Source organism: Paenibacillus harenae DSM 16969 (genome assembly GCF_000422465.1).
In the GTDB taxonomy this organism is placed as follows: Bacteria; Bacillota; Bacilli; order Paenibacillales; family Paenibacillaceae; genus Pristimantibacillus; species Pristimantibacillus harenae.
The window spans coordinates 77,395-97,255 of the sequence record NZ_AULV01000016.1; the positions used below are offsets into that span (position 1 = coordinate 77,395).

Consider the following 19,861-nt stretch of genomic DNA (forward strand, 5'->3'; position numbering starts at 1 on the left):
GACCGATGGAGCGATGTTATGCTCCATCGGTTTTTCAGCGTTTCAGCAGGAACTTCCGCTACAGGGATAATCATCAGATTAGATCAGGGGTATAATCGCGGAAATAGGGCGCGGGAACAGGCTTTTTACTCCCCCGCAAATCCTCGGATTATATACGTAACGACCGTAACCGTCTTATATTGAGGGGGCAACGAAATCTCAACAACAATAATAATACGGAGGTCATAATCATGGCAAAGAAAAAAGCCAGCGCCCTGTTGGCGGTATTGACAGCGTTTGCAGTATTGACCGCATGTGCAGGTAATTCGGGCGGGTCGAAAAGCCCCGCAGCGGGGCCGAACAATAACACCCAGACGGCAACCGAGACACCGGCAGGAACAAAGAAAGAGCCGGTCAAGATTTCCATTATGGCTAATCTTCATACGCCAGAGGTGCCAGACGACACGATCGAGAAGTTGCTGGAAGAAGCGACAAATACAGATCTTAAAATCCAGTGGGTACCGGATGGAAGCTACGACGAGAAGATGAACGCATCATTCGCGACGGGCACGCTGCCGCAAGCGACGTACATTAAAAACCAAACCTCGCTCGTTATGCTGCGAGACGCGATTCGGAACGACCAGTTCTGGGAAATCGGGCCGCTGCTCGATCAATATCCGAATTTAAGTAAATTGCAAAAGGAAGTATTGGCTAACACATCGGTAGACGGCAAAGTATACGCTCTTTACGCAGAGCGTCCGCTGTCCCGTCAGGGCTTTATCTACCGGAAGGATTGGGCGGACAAGCTCGGGCTTTCCGCGCCGACGACAACAGAAGAATTTTTTACGATGGTTGAGAAATTTACGACGGACGACCCGGACGGAAACGGCAAGGACGATACGATTGGGATGACGGATCGCAGCGATTTTGTTTACGGCGCATTCAAGACGGTAGCTTCCTGGTTCGGCACGCCGAACAATTGGGGAATGCAGGACGGCAAACTGATGCCGGAATTTATGTTCCCTCAATATATGGAGACTTTGCAGTTCTTTAAGCGCATTCATAGTGCAGGCTACATGAACCAAGACTTCCCGGTAACGAGCAAGACCGACCAGCAAAGCTTGTTGATTACAGGCAAAGCCGGCGTATATGTCGGTTCCATGGGTGACGTGGCGGGCCTGGATCAGAAGATTACTGAAGTAAATCCGGATGCGCTGCTTGACGTCCATCACAAGGTGAGCGGTCCGAACAGCGAATACGGCACCTGGGCGATCCCGGGCTTCGGCTCCGTCGTATTGTTCCCGAAATCCGCCGTGAAATCGGAAGAAGAGTTGAAGGATGTCCTTTCTTTCTATGATCAATTGATGAGCGCTGAGCTGATGAATTTAATCACATGGGGCATCGAAGGCAAGCATCATACGATTGAAGACGGCAAAGTCATTCCTTCCACAGACACAGCGCTGACAGACCGCGAAACGAAGCCATACTTATCGCTTCAAATCGGAGGTATTTCCACGATTGACGGAATGCTGGAGGCAAAACACCTATTGCCATCCAAGGCGAAAGCGGAAGAGTTGATCGTCGACAACAACAACTACTTGATCCACGATCCTGCGGCAGCGCTTGATTCCCTTACTTACAATCAAGACGGCGCGCGTCTGCAAGAAATCATTAAAGATGCTTCTTACAAATTCATGTTGGGCAACATTGACGAAGCCGGATTCCAAGCAGCGGTAGATCAATGGCTGAAGCAAGGCGGTCAGAAGATCATCGACGAATATAATGCTTCTTACGCTGCAGCGAAATAATGTCGTTATGTAATGCCGGAGGCTGTTGGAAGCATGCGATAGCCTCCTCATTTTTCTATAGAGAAAGGGAGAAGAAATGATGCGTGATACAGCCGTTGGAAACGAGATGGTCACCAAACCGAAACAAAGTTCAGAACTAAAGAGGAGACTTATCAAAAATCGGGCGTTGTATCAAATGATCCTTCCGGGGTTCCTCTTCTTCGTTATCTTCAAGTATATTCCCATGGGCGGATTATTCATTGCGCTGCAAGATTATCAACCCTATTTGGGCATTCTGAACAGTCCGTGGGTCGGCTTCGAGCATTTCGAGCGACTGTTCACCGAACCGATGTTTTTTACGATTTTACGAAATACGCTGCTGTTATTCCTTATGAACCTGCTGTTTTATTTCCCGATTCCGATCATTCTCGCCTTAATGTTAAACGAGGTCAGGCGGGATGCGTTTAAGCGAATAGTCCAGACGATCGTTTATATTCCGCATTTCATGTCTTGGGTTATCATTGTGTCGATTTCATTCGTTATGCTTTCCATGGACCGCGGAATTATTAACGAGCTGCTGGTCTTGATGGGCTTGGAAAAAGTGAACTTCTTAATGAGCAATGAGTGGTTCCGGCCGATGTACGTGCTTCAGATCATTTGGAGAGAAGCGGGTTGGGGCACGATTATTTACTTGGCGGCAATGGCGGCAATCGATCCAGGGCTGTATGAAGCGGCCCGTATTGACGGCGCTAACCGTTTTCGTCAAATATGGCACATTACGTTGCCGTCGATTCGCAGCGTCATCATGGTGCTGTTGATTCTGAAAATCGGGGACGTGCTGGAACTTGGCTTCGAACACATCTATCTCCTATTGAACTCCATGAATCGCGAGGTCGCGGAGATTTTCGATACGTATGTTTATACAGCAGGTTTACGTCAAGGGCAGTTCAGCTACAGTACAGCGGTTGGATTCTTTAAGTCTGTCGTCGGTCTTATCTTGGTCATGGGCGCGAACTGGTTATCGAAGAAGGCCGGCGAAGAAGGTATTTATTAATTATTTTAAAAAGGTGGAGTTACCATGGTGCAGGATAAAACGCTGGGAAGCCGCATATTCGATGCGGTTAACTACTCTTTGCTTGTCATTATCGCATTAGTTACTTTCCTTCCTTTCATTCATGTCATTGCCGGTTCGTTCACAACGGTGGGGGAGCTGGCGCAAAAGCAGTTCGTCATCATTCCGACGGTCTGGTCGCTCGACGCGTACAAGTATATCTTTTCAACCAACACGATTATGAAATCGATGGGCGTATCCATCGGCGTTACGATCTTTGGCACGTTGTTCAGTATGGTATTGACCGCGTTAATGGCATACGGCTTGTCGCGAAGAGATTTGGACGGGCGCAGAGGCATTATGTTTATGGTCGTGTTCACCATGTTGTTCAGCGGCGGTATGATTCCTTCGTTTTTAGTTGTGAAGGAGCTCGGGTTGATCGACTCTCTGGCTGCTCTCATCGTGCCAACGGCCATCAATGCTTTCAACTTGATTATTATGCGAAACTTCTTTCAGAATCTTCCGGATGGCTTGGAGGAGTCGGCAAAAATGGATGGGTGCAGCGACTGGGGGATTCTGCTCCGTATCGTGATTCCGCTTTCGATGCCGGCGATTGCAACCATTTCCTTGTTTTATGCGGTAACGTACTGGAATACGTATATGACAGCAATTCTGTACTTGAATGATGCAGCGAAGTGGCCGGTGCAGGTTATCCTCCGGCAAATCGTCATTCTGGCAAGCGGCTTGGCTGCCGATACCTCGGGCATGGATGACTTCGTGCGTCCGCCGGAGCAGACAGTGAAAATGGCTGTTATCGTGGTTGCTACGGTGCCTATCCTGCTTGTTTATCCGTTCCTTCAGAAACACTTTGCGAAGGGCGCTCTGCTCGGATCGATAAAAGGGTAATTTCGGATTATGAGAGGAGAAGGGCATGTTGGAAATAACTCCGTATGCTCCAATCATTGGAGGCAATTACGCCGACCCATCCATGCTGCGGGTCGGCGATCATTACTATATGACGCATTCTTCGTATAAGCTCACTCCAGGACTCATTATTTGGCAAAGCAGTGATCTCATAAGCTGGAGGCCGGCGGCAGCCGCTTTGCAGCAATATATCGGTGACGTATGGGCCCCGGATTTCACGGAATACAAAGGCACTTATTATATTTACTTCCCGGCGAACCGGTCAAACTGGGTTGTAACGGCATCTCATCCGACGGGTCCGTGGAGCCAGCCGATCGATCTCGGCATCAAGGGCATCGATCCGGGACATACGGTCGGACAGGATGGCAAGCGGTATCTTCATATGTCGGGCGGATATATCGTCGAACTTGCCGAGGACGGTTTATCCGTCGCCGGTGTACCGCGTCATGTGTACGAGAGCTGGCGGTACCCCGACGATTGGGAGGTCGAAGCGTTCAGTTTGGAAGGACCGAAAGTGACGTTTCATAACGGCTATTATTATTTGACGGTCGCCATCGGCGGCACGGCAGGCCCGCCTACCAGCCATATGGCGGTATCGTCACGTTCGCGGACCCCTTTGGGACCGTGGGAGCATTCTCCCTATAATCCGATCATCCATACCGAATCCGCTGAGGAGCGTTGGTGGTCGAAGGGGCATGGGTCGCTCATCGATTCGCCTGACGGCCAGTGGTGGATCGTGTACCATGCGTACTTGAATGGCTTTCATACCTTAGGCAGACAGACGCTGCTTGAGCCGATCAAGTGGATGGAGGACGGATGGTTCAAGACGGCGCCAAGCAGGTTAGACGTACCGCCGCCGGTCATTGCTCGAGAGCGTTTCAACGGCGATGCCCTTCCTCTGAATTGGCAGTGCGAGGGCTTCTCTCCATCAGACCGGTTCCGCACCGGCCCGGCAGGACTTTCGGTTGAGGGGGCATCCGCCTCCGCGCCGCTCCTTTATATGCCGGCGCATGAACGTTACGAAATCGAGGCGGAGGTGTCGGTGGAAGGGGACGCGGAAGCGAGGGTGCTTCTTTACTATAATGAAGAGGCTTATTTTGGCATAGGGTTGAACGCGGCAGGCGTGCGTCACTTCCGCTCGTTTAAGAACTACTCCACCATGCCCGGCGACACCCGGAAAGCATGGATTCGTATTCGGAACGATGCTCATATTGTCTCGTTATTCTACAGCTTTGATGGGATATTTTGGTCAAAATACGATAAGGTCATCGATGCTTCCGGATTTCATCATAATACGTTCGGCGGTTTTTTGAGTTTGAGAGTCGGTTTGGATACGGTCGGGGACGGGCGCGCGACGTTCCATTCGTTTACGTATGCACCACTAACCAACGTAGGAGGGAACAGAACATGAATCGGCGATTGGCAGACCTATTAGCTTATGGCGACACCTTATTTGACGGCTTTTTCCAATGGCTGAAGGAGCAATATGACGAGAGGTCGGGCGGATTTTTCTACGCAAGGAGCTCGAAGCAGTCCGGGCGGTTTACACCGGATATCGAATCAACGGCTCAGGCTTTTAACATCATTGAACGCTGCGGTCTGCTCGATCGTTTAAGCAATCCTGTGAGGGAGCGCGCGATTCGATTCTTCCAATCTAAGCAGGATGAGGCGACCGGATTTTTCTATGATATCAATCCTAATATGAGGTTAGACGACGTTATGGTCGGCCGCGCAGCGGGTTACAGCTTTGGCGCGCTGCGGAAGTTCGGAGCGGAGCCGTTGTATCCGTCGCGGCATCAGAGCGAGGCGACGCCCGCTTATATGGAATCCTTGCAAACCTTCGGAGCTTGGCTGCGTTCGATCAGTTTAGCGAACAGCTGGCGCGGCTGCGACAAGCTGTCGCATTGCGGCGCGCATCTGGCAGCGATGCCTGCCGATACAAGAGAGCCGTATCAGCGCGAGGTATTTGATTATTTGAACCGTATTCAGAACCCGGAAACAGGATTCTGGGGAGAAGGAACTCCGTACACGCAGCTTTCGGGCACTTTCAAGACGCAGCTCTTCTACAATCGGTTCGGCGTGCCGGTTCCGCGCAAGGAACAAATTTACAATTCTATCCTGCGCGTGCTGCGAACGGATACAGCTAACGATATGTGCTATATTCGAAATCCGATCAGCTTGCTATCCTCTATGAAGCTATCCATTCCGCCGGGCGAGCTGACGGAGATTGCGGACATTACGTTGACGAACTTGGCAAAGCTGAAGCGGGAAGACGGAGGATTCTCGCGGGAGCTGGAGCATTCCCCGCCGGCTCCGAACGTAGCGCAGGTGAAGCCGGGCGAGGAATATCCCGATATGCCGATCGCGGTTCCGCTCGGACTTGGTCTTGTTGAGAGCGACATGAATGCGGGAACCCAAGCGGTCTTGATCCGGTACACGCTGCGGGAATTGGCCGAGCTTCCCTTGGAGCATCTTCCGGCGTCCGAAAGCTGGTTCGCGGGAGAAGCGAGCGCGGCTGAATGATCAACACCGGCAAACAAACGGCTCGACTGTCGGCGAGGCGAATTTTACACGTCACTTACCTTGAAAGCGCTTGCGGAAGATGTCGGCTATAACAACGTAACCGGCTTTATCCGCCGATTCAAGCAGCTGACCGGCATCACGCCGGGTGAATATCGCACGGGAGCGAGGGATCGGCATGAACAGCGGGCCGGCTGCCGATAGCGGCTGAGAGCGCCGCGGAAAGGAGGTGAGGGGAACATCGTTCGTTGTAACAAAGCAACCTAATTTCATCAGGAGGTATTACGGTTGAAGAAGCGGATGAATCTAGTCTTATCGCTGCTGCAATGGTTTTTCTAGTATGATCGGAACGGCTTCCGCGTGCATCGGTGGTAAGAAAGGGGTGGTGTAAGGGTTTACCGACTTTCATAAAAGAAAGGATTGTGACATGAGAAAACAAAGATTTATGAATGCGATCGGGAGGGGAAGTTCATGATGAACAAGGTTGGATTGATCGTACTGTCTACTCTCGTGGCTGCGGCCTTTTTAACGGAGACGGGCCTTCCTTCCACGGTTTCAGCGGCTGCTCTACCAGTCCCGCCGGGTAACACGGCTTTCATTAATGATGATTTTAACGGTATTACGGATGCGGACGTTACCAGCACTTCCACGGTGAAGTCGATAGCAGGCTATACCGCAAACGTAACCGGTCCGAACGGTTCGGTAAGCATTACATCGTCAGGTAAGGACGGAATTCCATTTCCTTCCGACGCACTGCTTATTCGGGACGAGGACGGAGCGAATGGTTCGGGCACCGTCGGCTCCGGCTCCGGTTCCACAACCATTACGAAAGGGCTCGAAACCCGTGTATCGGATGGCATTCTGACTGTCGAGCAGGATATGTACTTCTACGGACCGAACAATGACATCAGCAGAGGCCGCAATGTAATAAAGCTGACCGGTGGCGTGAACAGCCAAACCAATACGTCCGATACGGTAATCCAAGTGGACCTGAAAGGCGGCAAAATTGCATGGGTGGATACGGGCGGCATTTATACGAACATAACACCGGCCAATCTAACCAATGCCGTATGGTACCACCTCAAAGCGGTGGTCAATTTGAACACGCTTCGTGTGGATTACTACGTGACGAATGGGAGTGACGGTACGCTTGTCGGTGAACTGAGGGAGCAGCCCTTCTACAACCGGACGCTCGGCAGTCGAGCCGGAGACTTTGCTGCGATCCAGTCTTTCAGCGCTTCCACCGGAGGTACTACCGCTGAGAACATTGTGCTTGACAATGTCCAGGTTTATAAGCTGAATGCGCCTCCGGACGCACCCGTTGGCTTGTACGGCATTGGCGGGGACCGTCAGGCTGCACTGTCTTGGTCAGCCGCGCCTAATGCAGTCACCTACGATGTGCTGAAGGGTGAATCCCAAGAAGGCCCTTTTACGATGGTCGGGCAGGGCCTTACAAAAGCCGCTTCCAGCTCGGAGCCGTTCCGGGATGCTGGCTTGACGAACGGAGTAACTTATTATTATGTCGTTCGGGCGGTGAATCCTTACGGGACAACCGATTCGGCTCCGTATGCCGTAACGCCAAGCGGCGAGAGGCCGGCACCGGTGCCGCCTCAGGGGATTTCTACGACCGCTCGGGAATCCGCCGTCATGATCACTTGGAGTGCCGTACCGGATGCAGCTACCTATACTTTAAAACGGAGTACAGCGAAGGAAGGGCCTTACACGGTAGCGACGGTCATTCCGAACTCGACAACGAGCTACTACGATACGGGCCTGAATGCTGATCAGACCTACTATTATACGCTGTCCAGCACAAATATAGCGGGTACCGGAGAGGAGAGCACGCCGCTAGAGGTCCATCCGAGCGCACCGCTTTCCGAGCCTGAATCGCTTAAAGTCACTGCCAAGAGCGGCCGGGTGGATATCAAATGGAAGGGCTCGGAAGGAGCAGCCATCTATCTGATTAAGCGCAGCGCTGTTTCCGGAGGTCCTTATACAACGATTGGAACCACGGCACTCACCCGCTACTCGGATTCCACCGTTGCGGACGGAACGGCCTATTATTACGTTGTCAGTGCGGAAAGCTCTTCCGCTCGAAGCATGAACTCTTCCCAAGCAAGGGCAGTTCCGTATACAGCCCCCGATGGCGCCCCATCCGCTCCAACCGGCGGTGTAGTCGTAGCTACCAATGGTCAGGTTATGTTACGCTGGGATGTCGTTTCGGAAGCTACGGGCTATATCGTGAAAAGGGCAACGGCTTACAACGGACCATATACGCAGGTTGCAGAAACGAAACAGGCAGCTTTCACCGACAGCGATGTTAGCAACGGTACAGCCTATTATTATGTAATTTCAGCGATCAACCCGTTTGGAGAAGGACCCGGTTCCGAGCCGGTGATCGCTACACCCTCTCGGGTAATCATTGTGGCTCAGGACGGAAGCGGGGATTATCGTACCGTTCAAGAGGCGATCAACGCGGTTCCTGCGAATCAAACGGAACGAACCGTCATCTATATTCGCAACGGGATTTACCGGGAAAAGGTCATTGCCCCGGCCAATAAGCCCAACCTTAGCTTTATCGGGGAAAGCCGCAAAGATGTCGTCATTACGTATGACATGAATGTGACGTACCACCCGGGCCTGCAAACAGCCACCTTCGAGCTAAGGGGAGCCGGCAGTACGATGGAAAACTTTACGGTGCAGAATTCCGCTTTTCCGAACAAAGATACGGGCGGAGTGAAGGGAGTAGGGCAAGCCCTAGCCTTGTTCGTATCAGGGGATAAGATGGTGTTCCGTGACATAAATCTGTATGGTTTTCAAGATACGCTATACGTGGAGAGAGGGCGGCAATACTTCCATAATCTGTATATTGAAGGGACCGTGGATTATATCTATGGTAACGGAATCGCCTATTTCGACCGATCCGAGATGAAGCATGTCGGCACGTTCGGCGGCTATACGACGGCAGCCTCACACGATCAGACGGCGGAAAACGGGTATGTTTTTTATCAAGCGAAGAAAACAAGAGGAACCACCTCGCTCAAGCCGTACATCCAGAAATACGGGCAGGCCGGAACGTATACCGGTGTTTGGGATGACGTATGGGATCTAGAGCTGCAGGGGGTCTCCAAGACGAACAGTACGGTATACCTGGGAAGACCTTGGCGGCCGTACGGGAATGTGAAATTCGTAGACACGTGGATGGATGCGCATTTCTACCCGGTTGGCTGGCATAACTGGGGCAAGGTGGAGAATGAATCCACGGCGGTTTACGGAGAATTCGGAAGCACAGGGCCCGGGGCCAATGCCAAAGCCCGTGTGCCTTGGAGCAAGCAGATGACCGTAGAGGAAGCAAACGCCTTAACGGTGCAGCGGGTATTGGGCGGCGCGGACAGCTGGGACCCTACGTTGACCGGAGTCTTCGCAAAACCAATTTCTGTACCGGGTGAACATGACGACTTCTAACTAAGGTGAGTGCGCGGATCAATTATACCGATCTAACAGGAAGGAAGTGTAATCAGTGAAAAGGTTCATGAATGCGGCGCTATCGTCTCTTCTTCTTACAGCTATTCTGATACCCGCTCAGAGCATTGCTGCAGAAACCTCCATGAACGGATTGGCAGAGGAGGGGACTCCCGTTCAAGTGGATAGCTCTTATAAGTTTAACTTTACTAATCAGGAAAAAACCGGATACCGGACTGTCGTGTATGATAATAACGGTGCGCCCTTATATGACTCCTCGGTGGGCTATGGTTTTGTGAATCAAACCAGTGCTTTACCGCCGCGGGAAGTGCATCCGGCTTCCATTACTTCCGATGGCACAGGCTTTTACATCAAAGAGCCTGGCTTCTATGCCGAACCGAAATACGAGAAAGATAATTATAATAACTACGGCATGGCTTTCCGCATTCAAGCTCCTCCCGGTGCCTATAGCGTTTATGTGAAAACCACATCCGACGCTGCGGACACAACCGTATCCGTCTCGGGAATGCAGACCAGCCGCTTGTTGAAAGCCGGGTATTGGGATGCGGCTAAGCTGGTACCTATGAAGTATACTATATCGGCAAAAGGCAAAGAGTGGACCTATACGTATGCAAACGGCCGCGAATATCTGGACATTGAAATTGAGCCGAATAAAATCAATACCCCGGTCGGTATTGAGGAAATTGTTTTGCAGCCTATTGCCCCGCGGATGCGAGCAGATGAAACGCTGCCGACTATGTATATACTCGGGGATTCAACCGTTAAATCCTACACCTTCGACGAAGCGCCAATGAGCGGCTGGGGCCAGATCATGGATTCTATGTTTCATCTGAACAAGGTGAATGTGATTAACTACTCTATGGGTGGACGCTCGTTTAAAAATGCGTATACGGAGGGCCGGCTAAACGATATTTTAATGACCGGAAGCATCGGTGATTATGTGTTGATTCAGTTCGGACATAATGACGAAAGTACCGATGAATTCAGGCGTTATGGCAGAGGGTCGACGGAAGCCATGTATGAGACCTTAATAAAAGAGGTCTATCTGCCGGCCATTCAGGCTAGGGGCATGATACCGGTACTAGTAACGCCGATGTCTAGAGTGAAAGGGGATGCAAGTCCGGGTTATGTCTACACCAACTCTTTCAAAACCCGAAAGTTCCCTGATATTCTGAAACGGATTGCCGAGGAAAAAGGACTTACGCTTATCGATCTTAACTCCGAGAGTTTGAAATATTATAACGAAATCGGTGTGGAAGCGACGACAGCCATCTTCATGTCCATTGAAGCGGGGGAAACCCCTGGTAAGACAAACGACGGAAGCTACGCCAACGGACACCCGTCGAAGAAAATTGACGGGACTCACTATAAAGAAGCGCTGGCCAAACAATTCGCACGAATCATTGTTACCGAGTTCATGAAGAAGGAGCTTGCCGGCGATCCTACTGCCTCGTCGATTGTGTCGTATCTGAAAGGGAATGTGAAGCAGGCAGCCTTAACAGGAGATTGGTCGAAGATTTTCCCTGAAATGGCTAATGACACCATAACCGCTGATGGGGCTTTTTACCGCAATCAGATTGAGAAATTGCTTCAGCTGGGTGTGATGAACAAGGACCATCAAGGAAACTTTAATCCCGATGCGGCGATGACCGTTGGTGAATTTATTCGAAGCCTTTCTGAGCTCATGGATTTGAAGAAAACCATTTTCGACGGATACCCGGATGGGGAACTCTCCCGGGAAATGATGGGCGCCATTCTGGATGATGCGTATCATGCGAAGTTCACCAGCATGCCGAAATACATGACGGATTATAACGGAACATCGGTGGTACCTGGTGATCCGGGGTATGATCCGAATCTGGATTCGGGAGCCAGAGGGGCGATGTACTATCCTCTCGTTTCCTGGGAGCAGCTGACGGATACTGCGGATATCGCACCCCATTTGGTTTCTAAAATAAAGGATGCCTATGAACTGGGGCTCATCCGGTCCGAGAAAGGCATTGCAAGAGGCAAAATGGTTAACGGAACAGAATTGGAACCGGAAGTGTTAGTCACCCGAGAGAAAGCAGCCAAAGCATTATATTTTATGTGGGTGCTCGATCATCAGGTCAAAGTAGAAAATGATGTGTCTTCTCTAAAATAGGTTACTTTCTAACGTGGTCGGGATCTTCGAATCCTGACCACGCTTTTTTTGCATGCGAAGCATCGCAAGGGTGGTGCGAACAGTAGAGGTCGACGAATCATGGTTATCTGCGGCGATAAGAGAGGCAAGAGAGGAAACAGGTACCTGACGGGTACTATATTGTACACCAAAATAAAAAGTTGCGTACCTTGAATTAGCAAATGATGCTGTTATAATCAAGCAGATCTATAATAGAACTCATTCCTTAATGACGTAGAAAACACAAATCTGAAAAATGCCAAAAGACTTGAACGGTTGGAAACTCGGACGTGTCATCACGGTAGTAGTCCGCGGCTTCTGTTCTGAAGACGACTTGCGCGTACTCCAGCAAACCGGCGGGCACTATATCGAAGGCGAGAAGTCATTCTGAACGCCAAATAAAGCACGATAGGTCAGTTTTTTGTCATCATAATTGATTGATTCCAGATGAACAAACACTTAGAATCGATTAAAAGGAGTGAGAATTCGAGATGAGTGTACGACGGGGCAGACACTCCTTATCTGGATTCACAACGGATCTGATGCAAATATGCCTATTAGCGAGAATAACAAGAAAACATTCATTTATTTGGGGGGCTTTCTTTTGACTGGACATCATTGCAGTTATTCAGGTTATCTTTTGGTGCATTTTATCGGGGAACAGCCTGACGGCGAGCAGGTTTATTTCTCCTACAGCGAGGACGGCCTTTATTGGAAAGACCTGAACGGGGGCTTGCCGGTTCTGCGTTCCGAGCTGGGGGACAAGGGCGTGAGGGATCCGTTTATCGTGCGCTCGCCCAAGGAGGATAAGTTTTATCTGATTGCCACGGATCTCCGCATTGCAAACGGAATGGGCTGGTCCGCCGCGTCGACTGCCGGAAGCCGCGACATTATCATATGGGAATCCGCCGATCTGGTACATTGGTCTTCACCGTGGGCAGTCACGCTTGGCGTACCGGGCGCCGGCTGCGTCTGGGCGCCGGAGGCCATCTATGATGAAGCCGCGGACGATTTCCTGGTGTTTTGGGCCTCCGCAACGCAGGAACCGCATGAGAAGGAGCGGAAACAAAAAATCTATAGCGCCCGCACCAAGGATTTTCGCAGCTTTACGGCGCCTGAAAAGTATATTGAACGGGATAACCACATCATTGACACTACGATCATTGCACATAATGGTGCCTACTACCGTTTTTCCAAGGATGAAACGACCAAGAATATCCGTGTCGAAAGGGGCACATCGTTGGAAAAAGAATCATTTACCAATCTGCCCGCTCCGGCTTTGGAAGAATTGTTAGGTGTGGAAGGCCCGCAAATTTACAAGCTGAACGACCGCGAGGAGTGGTGTCTTATTGTGGATCGCTTTGCGGAAGGAAAGGGTTATCTCCCCCTGCTGACCTCCGACCTTGAAAGCGGTGAATTCAGGGTTATGCCGGAAGGGACGTTCGATTTGGGAAAAACCAAGAAACGCCACGGCGGAGTCCTCCAAATTACCGCTGCCGAGAGCAGCCGCCTTCTGGCGGCGTTTGGCGACGGCCATCAGGTGCTGCCCGGGCAATTCGCCGATCCGGACCTTGCGAAGTTCGGCGACCGCTATTACCTTTATCCCACAACCGATGGATTCACGGGCTGGTCCGGCACGCAATTCCATGTGTTTTCCTCGGCTGATATGAGGATATGGAATGACGAAGGCGTGATTTTGGATCTTGCGACGGAGGATGTGCCTTGGGCTGTCGGCAGCGCATGGGCTCCGGCCATTGCCAGCAAAGACGGTAAATATTACTTTTATTTCTGCGGCAAATTGATAAGCGGAGAGAGCGCCATAGGCGTTGCGGTTGCCGAGACTCCGGTTGGCCCGTTTCATGCAGAGCCGCAGCCGCTCATTACGATGGAACAGATGACGCGTCTCGGTATCGCGATGGGCCAGACCATTGACCCATCCGTCTTTATTGAGGATGACGGTACGGCTTACCTGCTGTTTGGGAATGCACACCCTGCAATCGTACAGCTCGGCGAAAATATGGTAACCGTAATTGAGGCTACGATGAAGAATCTTGTCGGCCTGCAAGACTTTCGGGAAGCTGTGACCGTTCTGAGGCGCGGCGGAAAGTATCACTTCACGTGGTCCTGCGACGATACCGGCAGCGAGGATTATCACGTGAACTATGGCACCGCGGAGCATCTTTTCGGACCGATAACCTATCATTACCCGGTTCTAGTCAAAAATAAGGAAAAGGATATGCTCGGCACCGCTCATCATTCCATCCTCCAGGTGCCCGGCACCGATAAGTATTGGATTGCTTATCACCGGTTTGTCACGCCGCTGACTCGGTTTACACATGGAAAAGGCTATCATCGCGAAGTCTGCATAGACCCGCTCACCTTCGGTGAAAATGGGCTGATGCAGCAGGTGCAGCTGTAGAGGATGACCGCGTAATGGGGAGGCAAAACGCCTTCCCTACACACGAAACGGCCCGCCATTGTCATCCATACATTTGATCATCCGCAGGTAATTCTTCATCTAAAAGATGAGTTTTATAAGGCGAAGAGATGATTGGGAACGCCACCTTGGTGAAGGTGGCGTTTTTACATGATTTGGATTTGTTATGGTTTTGGTAGAGTTCTAAACAAGCCGTTAGAATCTACCTTCGTAGTTGTCGAAGAGGTTGTTACCGAGAGTTGAGGTGGGGGTGGGCTGCCTGCGTTGGAGTATCGCCGGCAGCTTGCCGCTAAGAAGAAGGATTTGTAACCGTTTAATAAAAACAGCAGTTCAAAGGCTACTTTGGACTGCTTTTTTTGTATGCGGGCATTATTTTTCGACGGTTATAAATGCCATTAGGAAGGTTTCTTTTTGCTTGTGCTACAGCTTCGATAACTCATTATCATTTCATAGAAACTGATCATTAGAGTGTAGATCATTTGCGCTGAAAAAGTCGTAAACTTGATTAAAGAAAGGAGCTGTTGCCGTGTTGGTGGAACAGGTTTTCGCTGGTAGCGTGTTTATCGCAGGATTGCTTTCTTTTTTCTCACCGTGCATTTTGCCATTATTGCCTGTGTATGTTGCCCATCTTGGAGGTGTTTCCCCGGGAAGCGACACGAACGCGGTCAAATGGGGAAGGATGCGTATTCATCCTCATCTGATCGGAAACACATTGTTTTTTATGCTCGGAATATCTTTCGTCTTTGTATTACTCGGTTTCGGAGCAGGGGCCTTGGGGAGCATTATTAATAACTCCTGGTTTATCGTCTTTTGCGGAGCCGTCGTGGTCGTATTCGGAATCTTTCAAACTGGCGTGGTCAAGCTGCTCTTTATGCAACGCGAGAAAAAACTGACCCTAGCCATGAATGGGAAGAAGGGTTTTGCTTCGGCATTTTTACTTGGTTTTACGTTCAGCTTCGGCTGGTCGCCATGTATAGGCCCGATTTTAGCCGCTGTTCTTAGCCTTTCCGCTAGCGAAGGCTCGTCGCTGCAAGGCGGAGGATTTATGCTTATTTATGCGCTTGGTTTGGCTATTCCATTTCTCGTTCTTTCGATTTTCTCGGATTTGTTGATAGGACGGTTGAGAGTACTTAACAAGCATATGCCTAGAATAAAAATCATTTCCGGTATCCTGCTCATTGTGATGGGAGTACTGCTTATGACGAATCAATTAAATGACATTGTGATTTTATTCCAATAAGGAGGGTTTATCATGATTAGTAGTAAATGGTTGATGTCTTTCGTCTTCTTGCTCTCTCTGGCGGTTCTCTCGGCATGCGGGAATAAGGACACTGTACAGCCGGGTCAGCCCGGAGTGAACAAAGGACAGGCTGCCCCGATGTTTGAGTTAAAAGATCTGGATGGGAACAAGGTCGATTTGGCCAGTCTTGCCGGTGATAAAGTGTATGTGAAGTACTGGGCTTCTTGGTGCTCGATCTGTTTGGCCGGGTTGGATGAAATAAATGAATTAGCCGCGCAGGACAATGGTTTCAAGTTGATCACGATTGTAAGTCCGAATTATAGAGGGGAGCAATCCAGCAAAGATTTTACCCAGTGGTTTAAGGGGCTTCAGGCCGATCAAACGGGCACTAACCTAACGGTTTTGCTGGATGAAGACGGGAAGTGGGCTCAGAAGTTTGGAGTAAGAGGATATCCTGCCTCGTTTTATATCGGTTCTGATGGCATTCTGGTCAAATCTGTGCCAGGTCACAATTCAAATGATGTGATAAAGAATAATTTTAAAGGAGTTTCTTAATTTATCGCTAAAATAATAGGGGAGGGAAAAACATGAAAAGATTTCCTTATATCAGTTCTTTACTGCTGTTATTGTTTATTACAGCTTGCGCCAATCAAAACTTCACTTCTAAATCCTTAGATTCTTCCACCGCGACTACGGCTAAGTCAGAGCCTACGACTACGAGAACCGAAAATCCCAATGACAAGATTGATTACTCGAATAGCAAGCTGCAAACGATCTATTTGGCTGGCGGCTGTTTTTGGGGAGTTGAAGCCTACGTTTCTCGTATACCTGGCGTACAGGATGTGACTTCGGGATATGCTAACGGGATAGGGGAAAATCCGACTTATATGGATGTCGTTCGGGAAAACCGCAAGTTCGCAGAAACGGTTGAGGTCAAATATGATCCGGCACGAATCGAGTTGTCTGATCTGCTGGATCGATTCTTTAAAATCATTAATCCGACCAGCCTGAACAAGCAGGGGAACGATGCAGGTATCAGTTACCGTACGGGAATTTATTATGTAAATGATAGCGACGCCGCCGTTATTCACGAAGCGGTAGCGAAAGAACAGAGAAAATATGATAAAAAGATCGTAACGGAAGTGCTGCCTTTAACGAACTATTACTTAGCCGAAGAGGAGCATCAGGATTATCTGGTAAAAAATCCGGAAGGCTACTGCCACGTGGATCTCACCATCCTGGATGAGCCCGTTAAAGTAGACCCTTCATTGTACACTCGTCCAAGCAACGAGGAACTGAAAGCGAAATTAACGGATCTCCAATATAACGTAACGGTGCTTGGAGGCGAGGAGATAGCTTTCTCCAATGAATACTGGGATACGTATGATCCTGGCATCTACGTTGATATCGCAACGGGCGAACCTCTTTTCTCCAGCCGCGATAAGTATGATTCTGGCTGTGGATGGCCTAGCTTCACAAGACCGATTGACCCGGATGTGGTGACTTACGTGAAGGACACCAGCTTCAACATGGTTCGAACGGCTCTTAAGAGCCGAGTAGGCGGTATTCATTTGGGTCATGTGTTCGATGACGGACCTGTCGAATCGACAGGTAAAAGGTATTGCATCGATAGCGCATCTATCCGATTTGTTCCACTGGACAACATGCAGCAGGAAGGCTACGGATATTTGCGCGCAGCCGTTGAATAACTATTGAGGGGTATGAATCCATGTACAAGTTGCTGCTTATCGAGGATGAAGAGCTGGTCAGGAATGGAATCAGACGTTTTGTGCCGTTCGAGAAGTTTAACATCACGGAAATCATAGAAGCAGGTAACGGAGAGGAAGGGCTTAGGCTCTTTCTCGCTCATCTTCCCGATATCGTGCTGCTGGATATTAATATACCGAAGATGAACGGATTGGATTTTGCGAGAAAAGCCAAAGAGCAGAAGCCTAATGTCAAGATTGCCGTTATCACCGGATACGACTATTATGATTATGCCGTTACCTCCTTAAAAATTGGCATCGATGATTATGTTCTAAAACCGGTTTCCAAAGATGACGTGTACGAAGTGCTGCGCAAATTAGTGGAAAAACTTCAAAGCGAGCATCAGCAAATTGAGCTGCAGAGCTTAATTAGTGATTATAAAACTACGCTGTCAGTAACAGATGAATCCGACAACAAAGCATCTATCGCCCAAATCATCGAGGATAACATAGCAAATCCGGATTTCTCTCTGGCCATCCTGGCGGATCGGAAAGGGTTTAGCGCTGGGTACATGAGCGTCCTGTTCAAAAGATTGTTTAATATATCATTCCAAGATTATTTGATGGTTGTTCGACTGGAACGTTCCAAGCTTCAACTTCTGATGTCCGAGTTGAAAATATATGAAATTTCATCTGCCGTAGGCTTTGATAACCCCAATTATTTCAGCGCCGCCTTCAAGAAAAAATTCGGGGTCTCTCCCCAGCAATACCGGGAAAGGATCAAACAATCGTGAAGCGATTTCTCCGCTCTCTGCAATCTAGAATTTCATTCGTTTATATGTTGATCAGCATCGCGACGATAGGTATTATAGGCGCTGTTTTGTATGTCGGAATTTCTCAAGTGGTACTGAATGAATCCATTCGATCATCCAATATGGCGGTTTCAAAGAGCGGCAACCTAGTTGGAATGTATGTTGATCGCCTGAAGGTATCGTCCACGCTGCTTGCTAATAATCCCCAGACGATCAAGACCCTTTCCTCTCCGACGAAAGACGGGGCGAAGGAAGAGTTGCAATTCATCAATACGGTGTTGATGTCTGATTCCTACATTAAATCCGTTGTTGTCATCGGTAAAGATGGTTACGTGTTGTCGAATGAAAATCAACTGAATATGCAGCGTTCTTCTGATATGATGACTGAGCCCTGGTATGTTGAAGCGATAAACAGTACGAACCCGGCGCTCACTTCTGCCAGGATGCCGAAATTTTCGATGGACAAAGATAAATGGGTCATCTCGATGAGCCAAGAAGTGAAAGATGAGAACAACCGCAACCTGGGAGTTGTTTTGCTGGATATCGAATATAAAGGCATCGAGGATTACTTGAACGATTTGGATCTGGGTAGCAAAGGCTTTGCTTTTATCATTAATAGCAAAGGCGGAATAGTTTATCATAAAGATCCGTCTTATTTCAGTGATCCGGCTAAGCAGGCGCAGCTAATGAAGATCAGCATGTCTAAGGAAGGACTCGATAAGTCTCAAAATTTGTTGGTGAAAAAAACGCAACTGAAAAATTCCGATTGGACGCTAGTCGGTGTCAGCTCTCTGGATGGATTGGAGCAAATTCGCAGTCAATTGCTTCGATCTTTCGCTATTGTTGGCGTTGGACTGCTTCTGCTTATAATAACGGTATCCCCTTACATTGCTAAAAGCATTACCCGGCCGATTCGCCGATTAGAGCAGGCGATGGAGAAGGTGAAGGCTGGCAAATTGGAAGTGACCGTCCCGGAATCCGGAGTGACGGAGGTGCAAGGGCTCGCACAACATTTCAATGCGATGGTTTCGGAGATGCGTCGATTGATGCAGGATATCGAGACAAAGGAAAAAACGCTGCACTCCTACGAACTGAGTGTGCTGCATAGCCAAATTAATCCTCACTTTTTGTATAATACATTGGATACCATCGTCTGGATGGCGGAATTTAACGAAAGCGATCGCGTCATATCGACGACAAAGGCATTAGCTAAGTTTTTCCAATTGTCGTTAAGCGGCGGAAGCGAAATGACAACGATTGAAAATGAAATGAACCATGTCTCCCAATATTTATTTATTCAAAAGGAGCGTTATGGAGACAAGCTTCATTATCGTATCCGTTTTGATCCGGCTCTGTCCGTCAAGGAGATTCCGAAAATCATTTTGCAGCCTATCGTTGAAAATGCGATTTATCATGGCATTCGGGAAAAAGAAGGTTCCGGCTTGCTTGAGATTACGTGCGACTATACGGATGACGGAAACGTAATGTTCGAAGTGAAGGATGACGGAGTAGGCTTCGATACGGACTTGCGCAAGCAGGCTGGTGACATCGAACAGACATCATCCCTGCCCAGATTGGGCGGTGTCGGCATCAACAACGTAGATGAACGCATTAAGCTCTACTTCGGCAAAGAATATGGCGTCACCATACAATCTAGTCCGGGAGCAGGAACAACTGTAACGATTGTGATACCGTGAATCGGGAAGTCAGTTTCCAATTAACTTCCCCGGTAAACAGCAGCCTTTCTTGAAAATATGGAAA

General features: G+C 49.4%; 13 protein-coding genes and 1 pseudogene. All 14 read left to right on the plus strand.

Annotation, left to right across the window (positions count from 1 at the left end; genetic code table 11):
• Nucleotides 1-230 precede the first annotated feature (230 nt).
• Complete coding sequence (locus tag H581_RS0104300) at nt 231-1,787, plus strand: extracellular solute-binding protein (RefSeq protein WP_028608954.1); 1,557 nt, start codon at nt 231-233, stop codon at nt 1,785-1,787.
• 79 nt (nt 1,788-1,866) lie between these two features.
• The gene (locus tag H581_RS0104305) at nt 1,867-2,820 is read left to right on the plus strand and encodes an ABC transporter permease (protein WP_028608955.1); all 954 of its coding nucleotides are present in this window, start codon (nt 1,867-1,869) and stop codon (nt 2,818-2,820) included.
• A 24-nt stretch (nt 2,821-2,844) separates the two neighbouring features.
• Nucleotides 2,845-3,723, plus strand: a complete 879-nt coding sequence (locus H581_RS0104310) for a carbohydrate ABC transporter permease (protein WP_028608956.1) — start codon at nt 2,845-2,847, stop codon at nt 3,721-3,723.
• A 25-nt stretch (nt 3,724-3,748) separates the two neighbouring features.
• Nucleotides 3,749-5,152: a family 43 glycosylhydrolase gene (locus H581_RS0104315; RefSeq protein WP_028608957.1), complete on the plus strand. Its 1,404-nt coding sequence runs from the start codon at nt 3,749-3,751 to the stop codon at nt 5,150-5,152.
• Nucleotides 5,149-6,264, plus strand: coding sequence for a prenyltransferase/squalene oxidase repeat-containing protein (locus H581_RS0104320; RefSeq protein WP_028608958.1), 1,116 nt, complete (start codon nt 5,149-5,151; stop codon nt 6,262-6,264). Before H581_RS0104315 ends, H581_RS0104320 begins: the two co-directional genes overlap by 4 nt.
• A gap of 45 nt (nt 6,265-6,309) precedes the next feature.
• Nucleotides 6,310-6,465 (plus strand): annotated as a pseudogene (locus tag H581_RS36910) (helix-turn-helix domain-containing protein); the annotation flags it as partial.
• Nucleotides 6,466-6,732: 267 nt separating this feature from the next.
• Nucleotides 6,733-9,726: a pectinesterase family protein gene (locus H581_RS0104330; RefSeq protein ID WP_245599913.1), complete on the plus strand. Its 2,994-nt coding sequence runs from the start codon at nt 6,733-6,735 to the stop codon at nt 9,724-9,726.
• A gap of 55 nt (nt 9,727-9,781) precedes the next feature.
• A complete protein-coding gene (locus H581_RS0104335; RefSeq protein ID WP_028608960.1) occupies nt 9,782-11,887 on the plus strand; it encodes a GDSL-type esterase/lipase family protein in 2,106 nt (701 codons plus the stop codon).
• Between the two features lie 622 nt (nt 11,888-12,509).
• Nucleotides 12,510-14,324: a glycoside hydrolase family 43 protein gene (locus H581_RS0104340; RefSeq protein ID WP_028608961.1), complete on the plus strand. Its 1,815-nt coding sequence runs from the start codon at nt 12,510-12,512 to the stop codon at nt 14,322-14,324.
• 544 nt (nt 14,325-14,868) lie between these two features.
• Complete coding sequence (locus tag H581_RS0104345; protein WP_028608962.1) at nt 14,869-15,582, plus strand: cytochrome c biogenesis CcdA family protein; 714 nt, start codon at nt 14,869-14,871, stop codon at nt 15,580-15,582.
• A 12-nt stretch (nt 15,583-15,594) separates the two neighbouring features.
• Nucleotides 15,595-16,137: a redoxin family protein gene (locus H581_RS0104350; RefSeq protein ID WP_036717707.1), complete on the plus strand. Its 543-nt coding sequence runs from the start codon at nt 15,595-15,597 to the stop codon at nt 16,135-16,137.
• Between the two features lie 32 nt (nt 16,138-16,169).
• The gene (gene msrB, locus H581_RS0104355; RefSeq protein WP_028608964.1) at nt 16,170-17,291 is read left to right on the plus strand and encodes a peptide-methionine (R)-S-oxide reductase MsrB; all 1,122 of its coding nucleotides are present in this window, start codon (nt 16,170-16,172) and stop codon (nt 17,289-17,291) included.
• A gap of 20 nt (nt 17,292-17,311) precedes the next feature.
• Entirely contained in the window at nt 17,312-18,082 is a 771-nt protein-coding gene (locus tag H581_RS0104360; RefSeq protein ID WP_028608965.1) for a response regulator transcription factor, read from the plus strand.
• A complete protein-coding gene (locus tag H581_RS0104365; protein WP_084134458.1) occupies nt 18,079-19,797 on the plus strand; it encodes a sensor histidine kinase in 1,719 nt (572 codons plus the stop codon). The genes H581_RS0104360 and H581_RS0104365 overlap by 4 nt, the downstream gene beginning before the upstream one ends.
• Nucleotides 19,798-19,861: the final 64 nt, after the last annotated feature.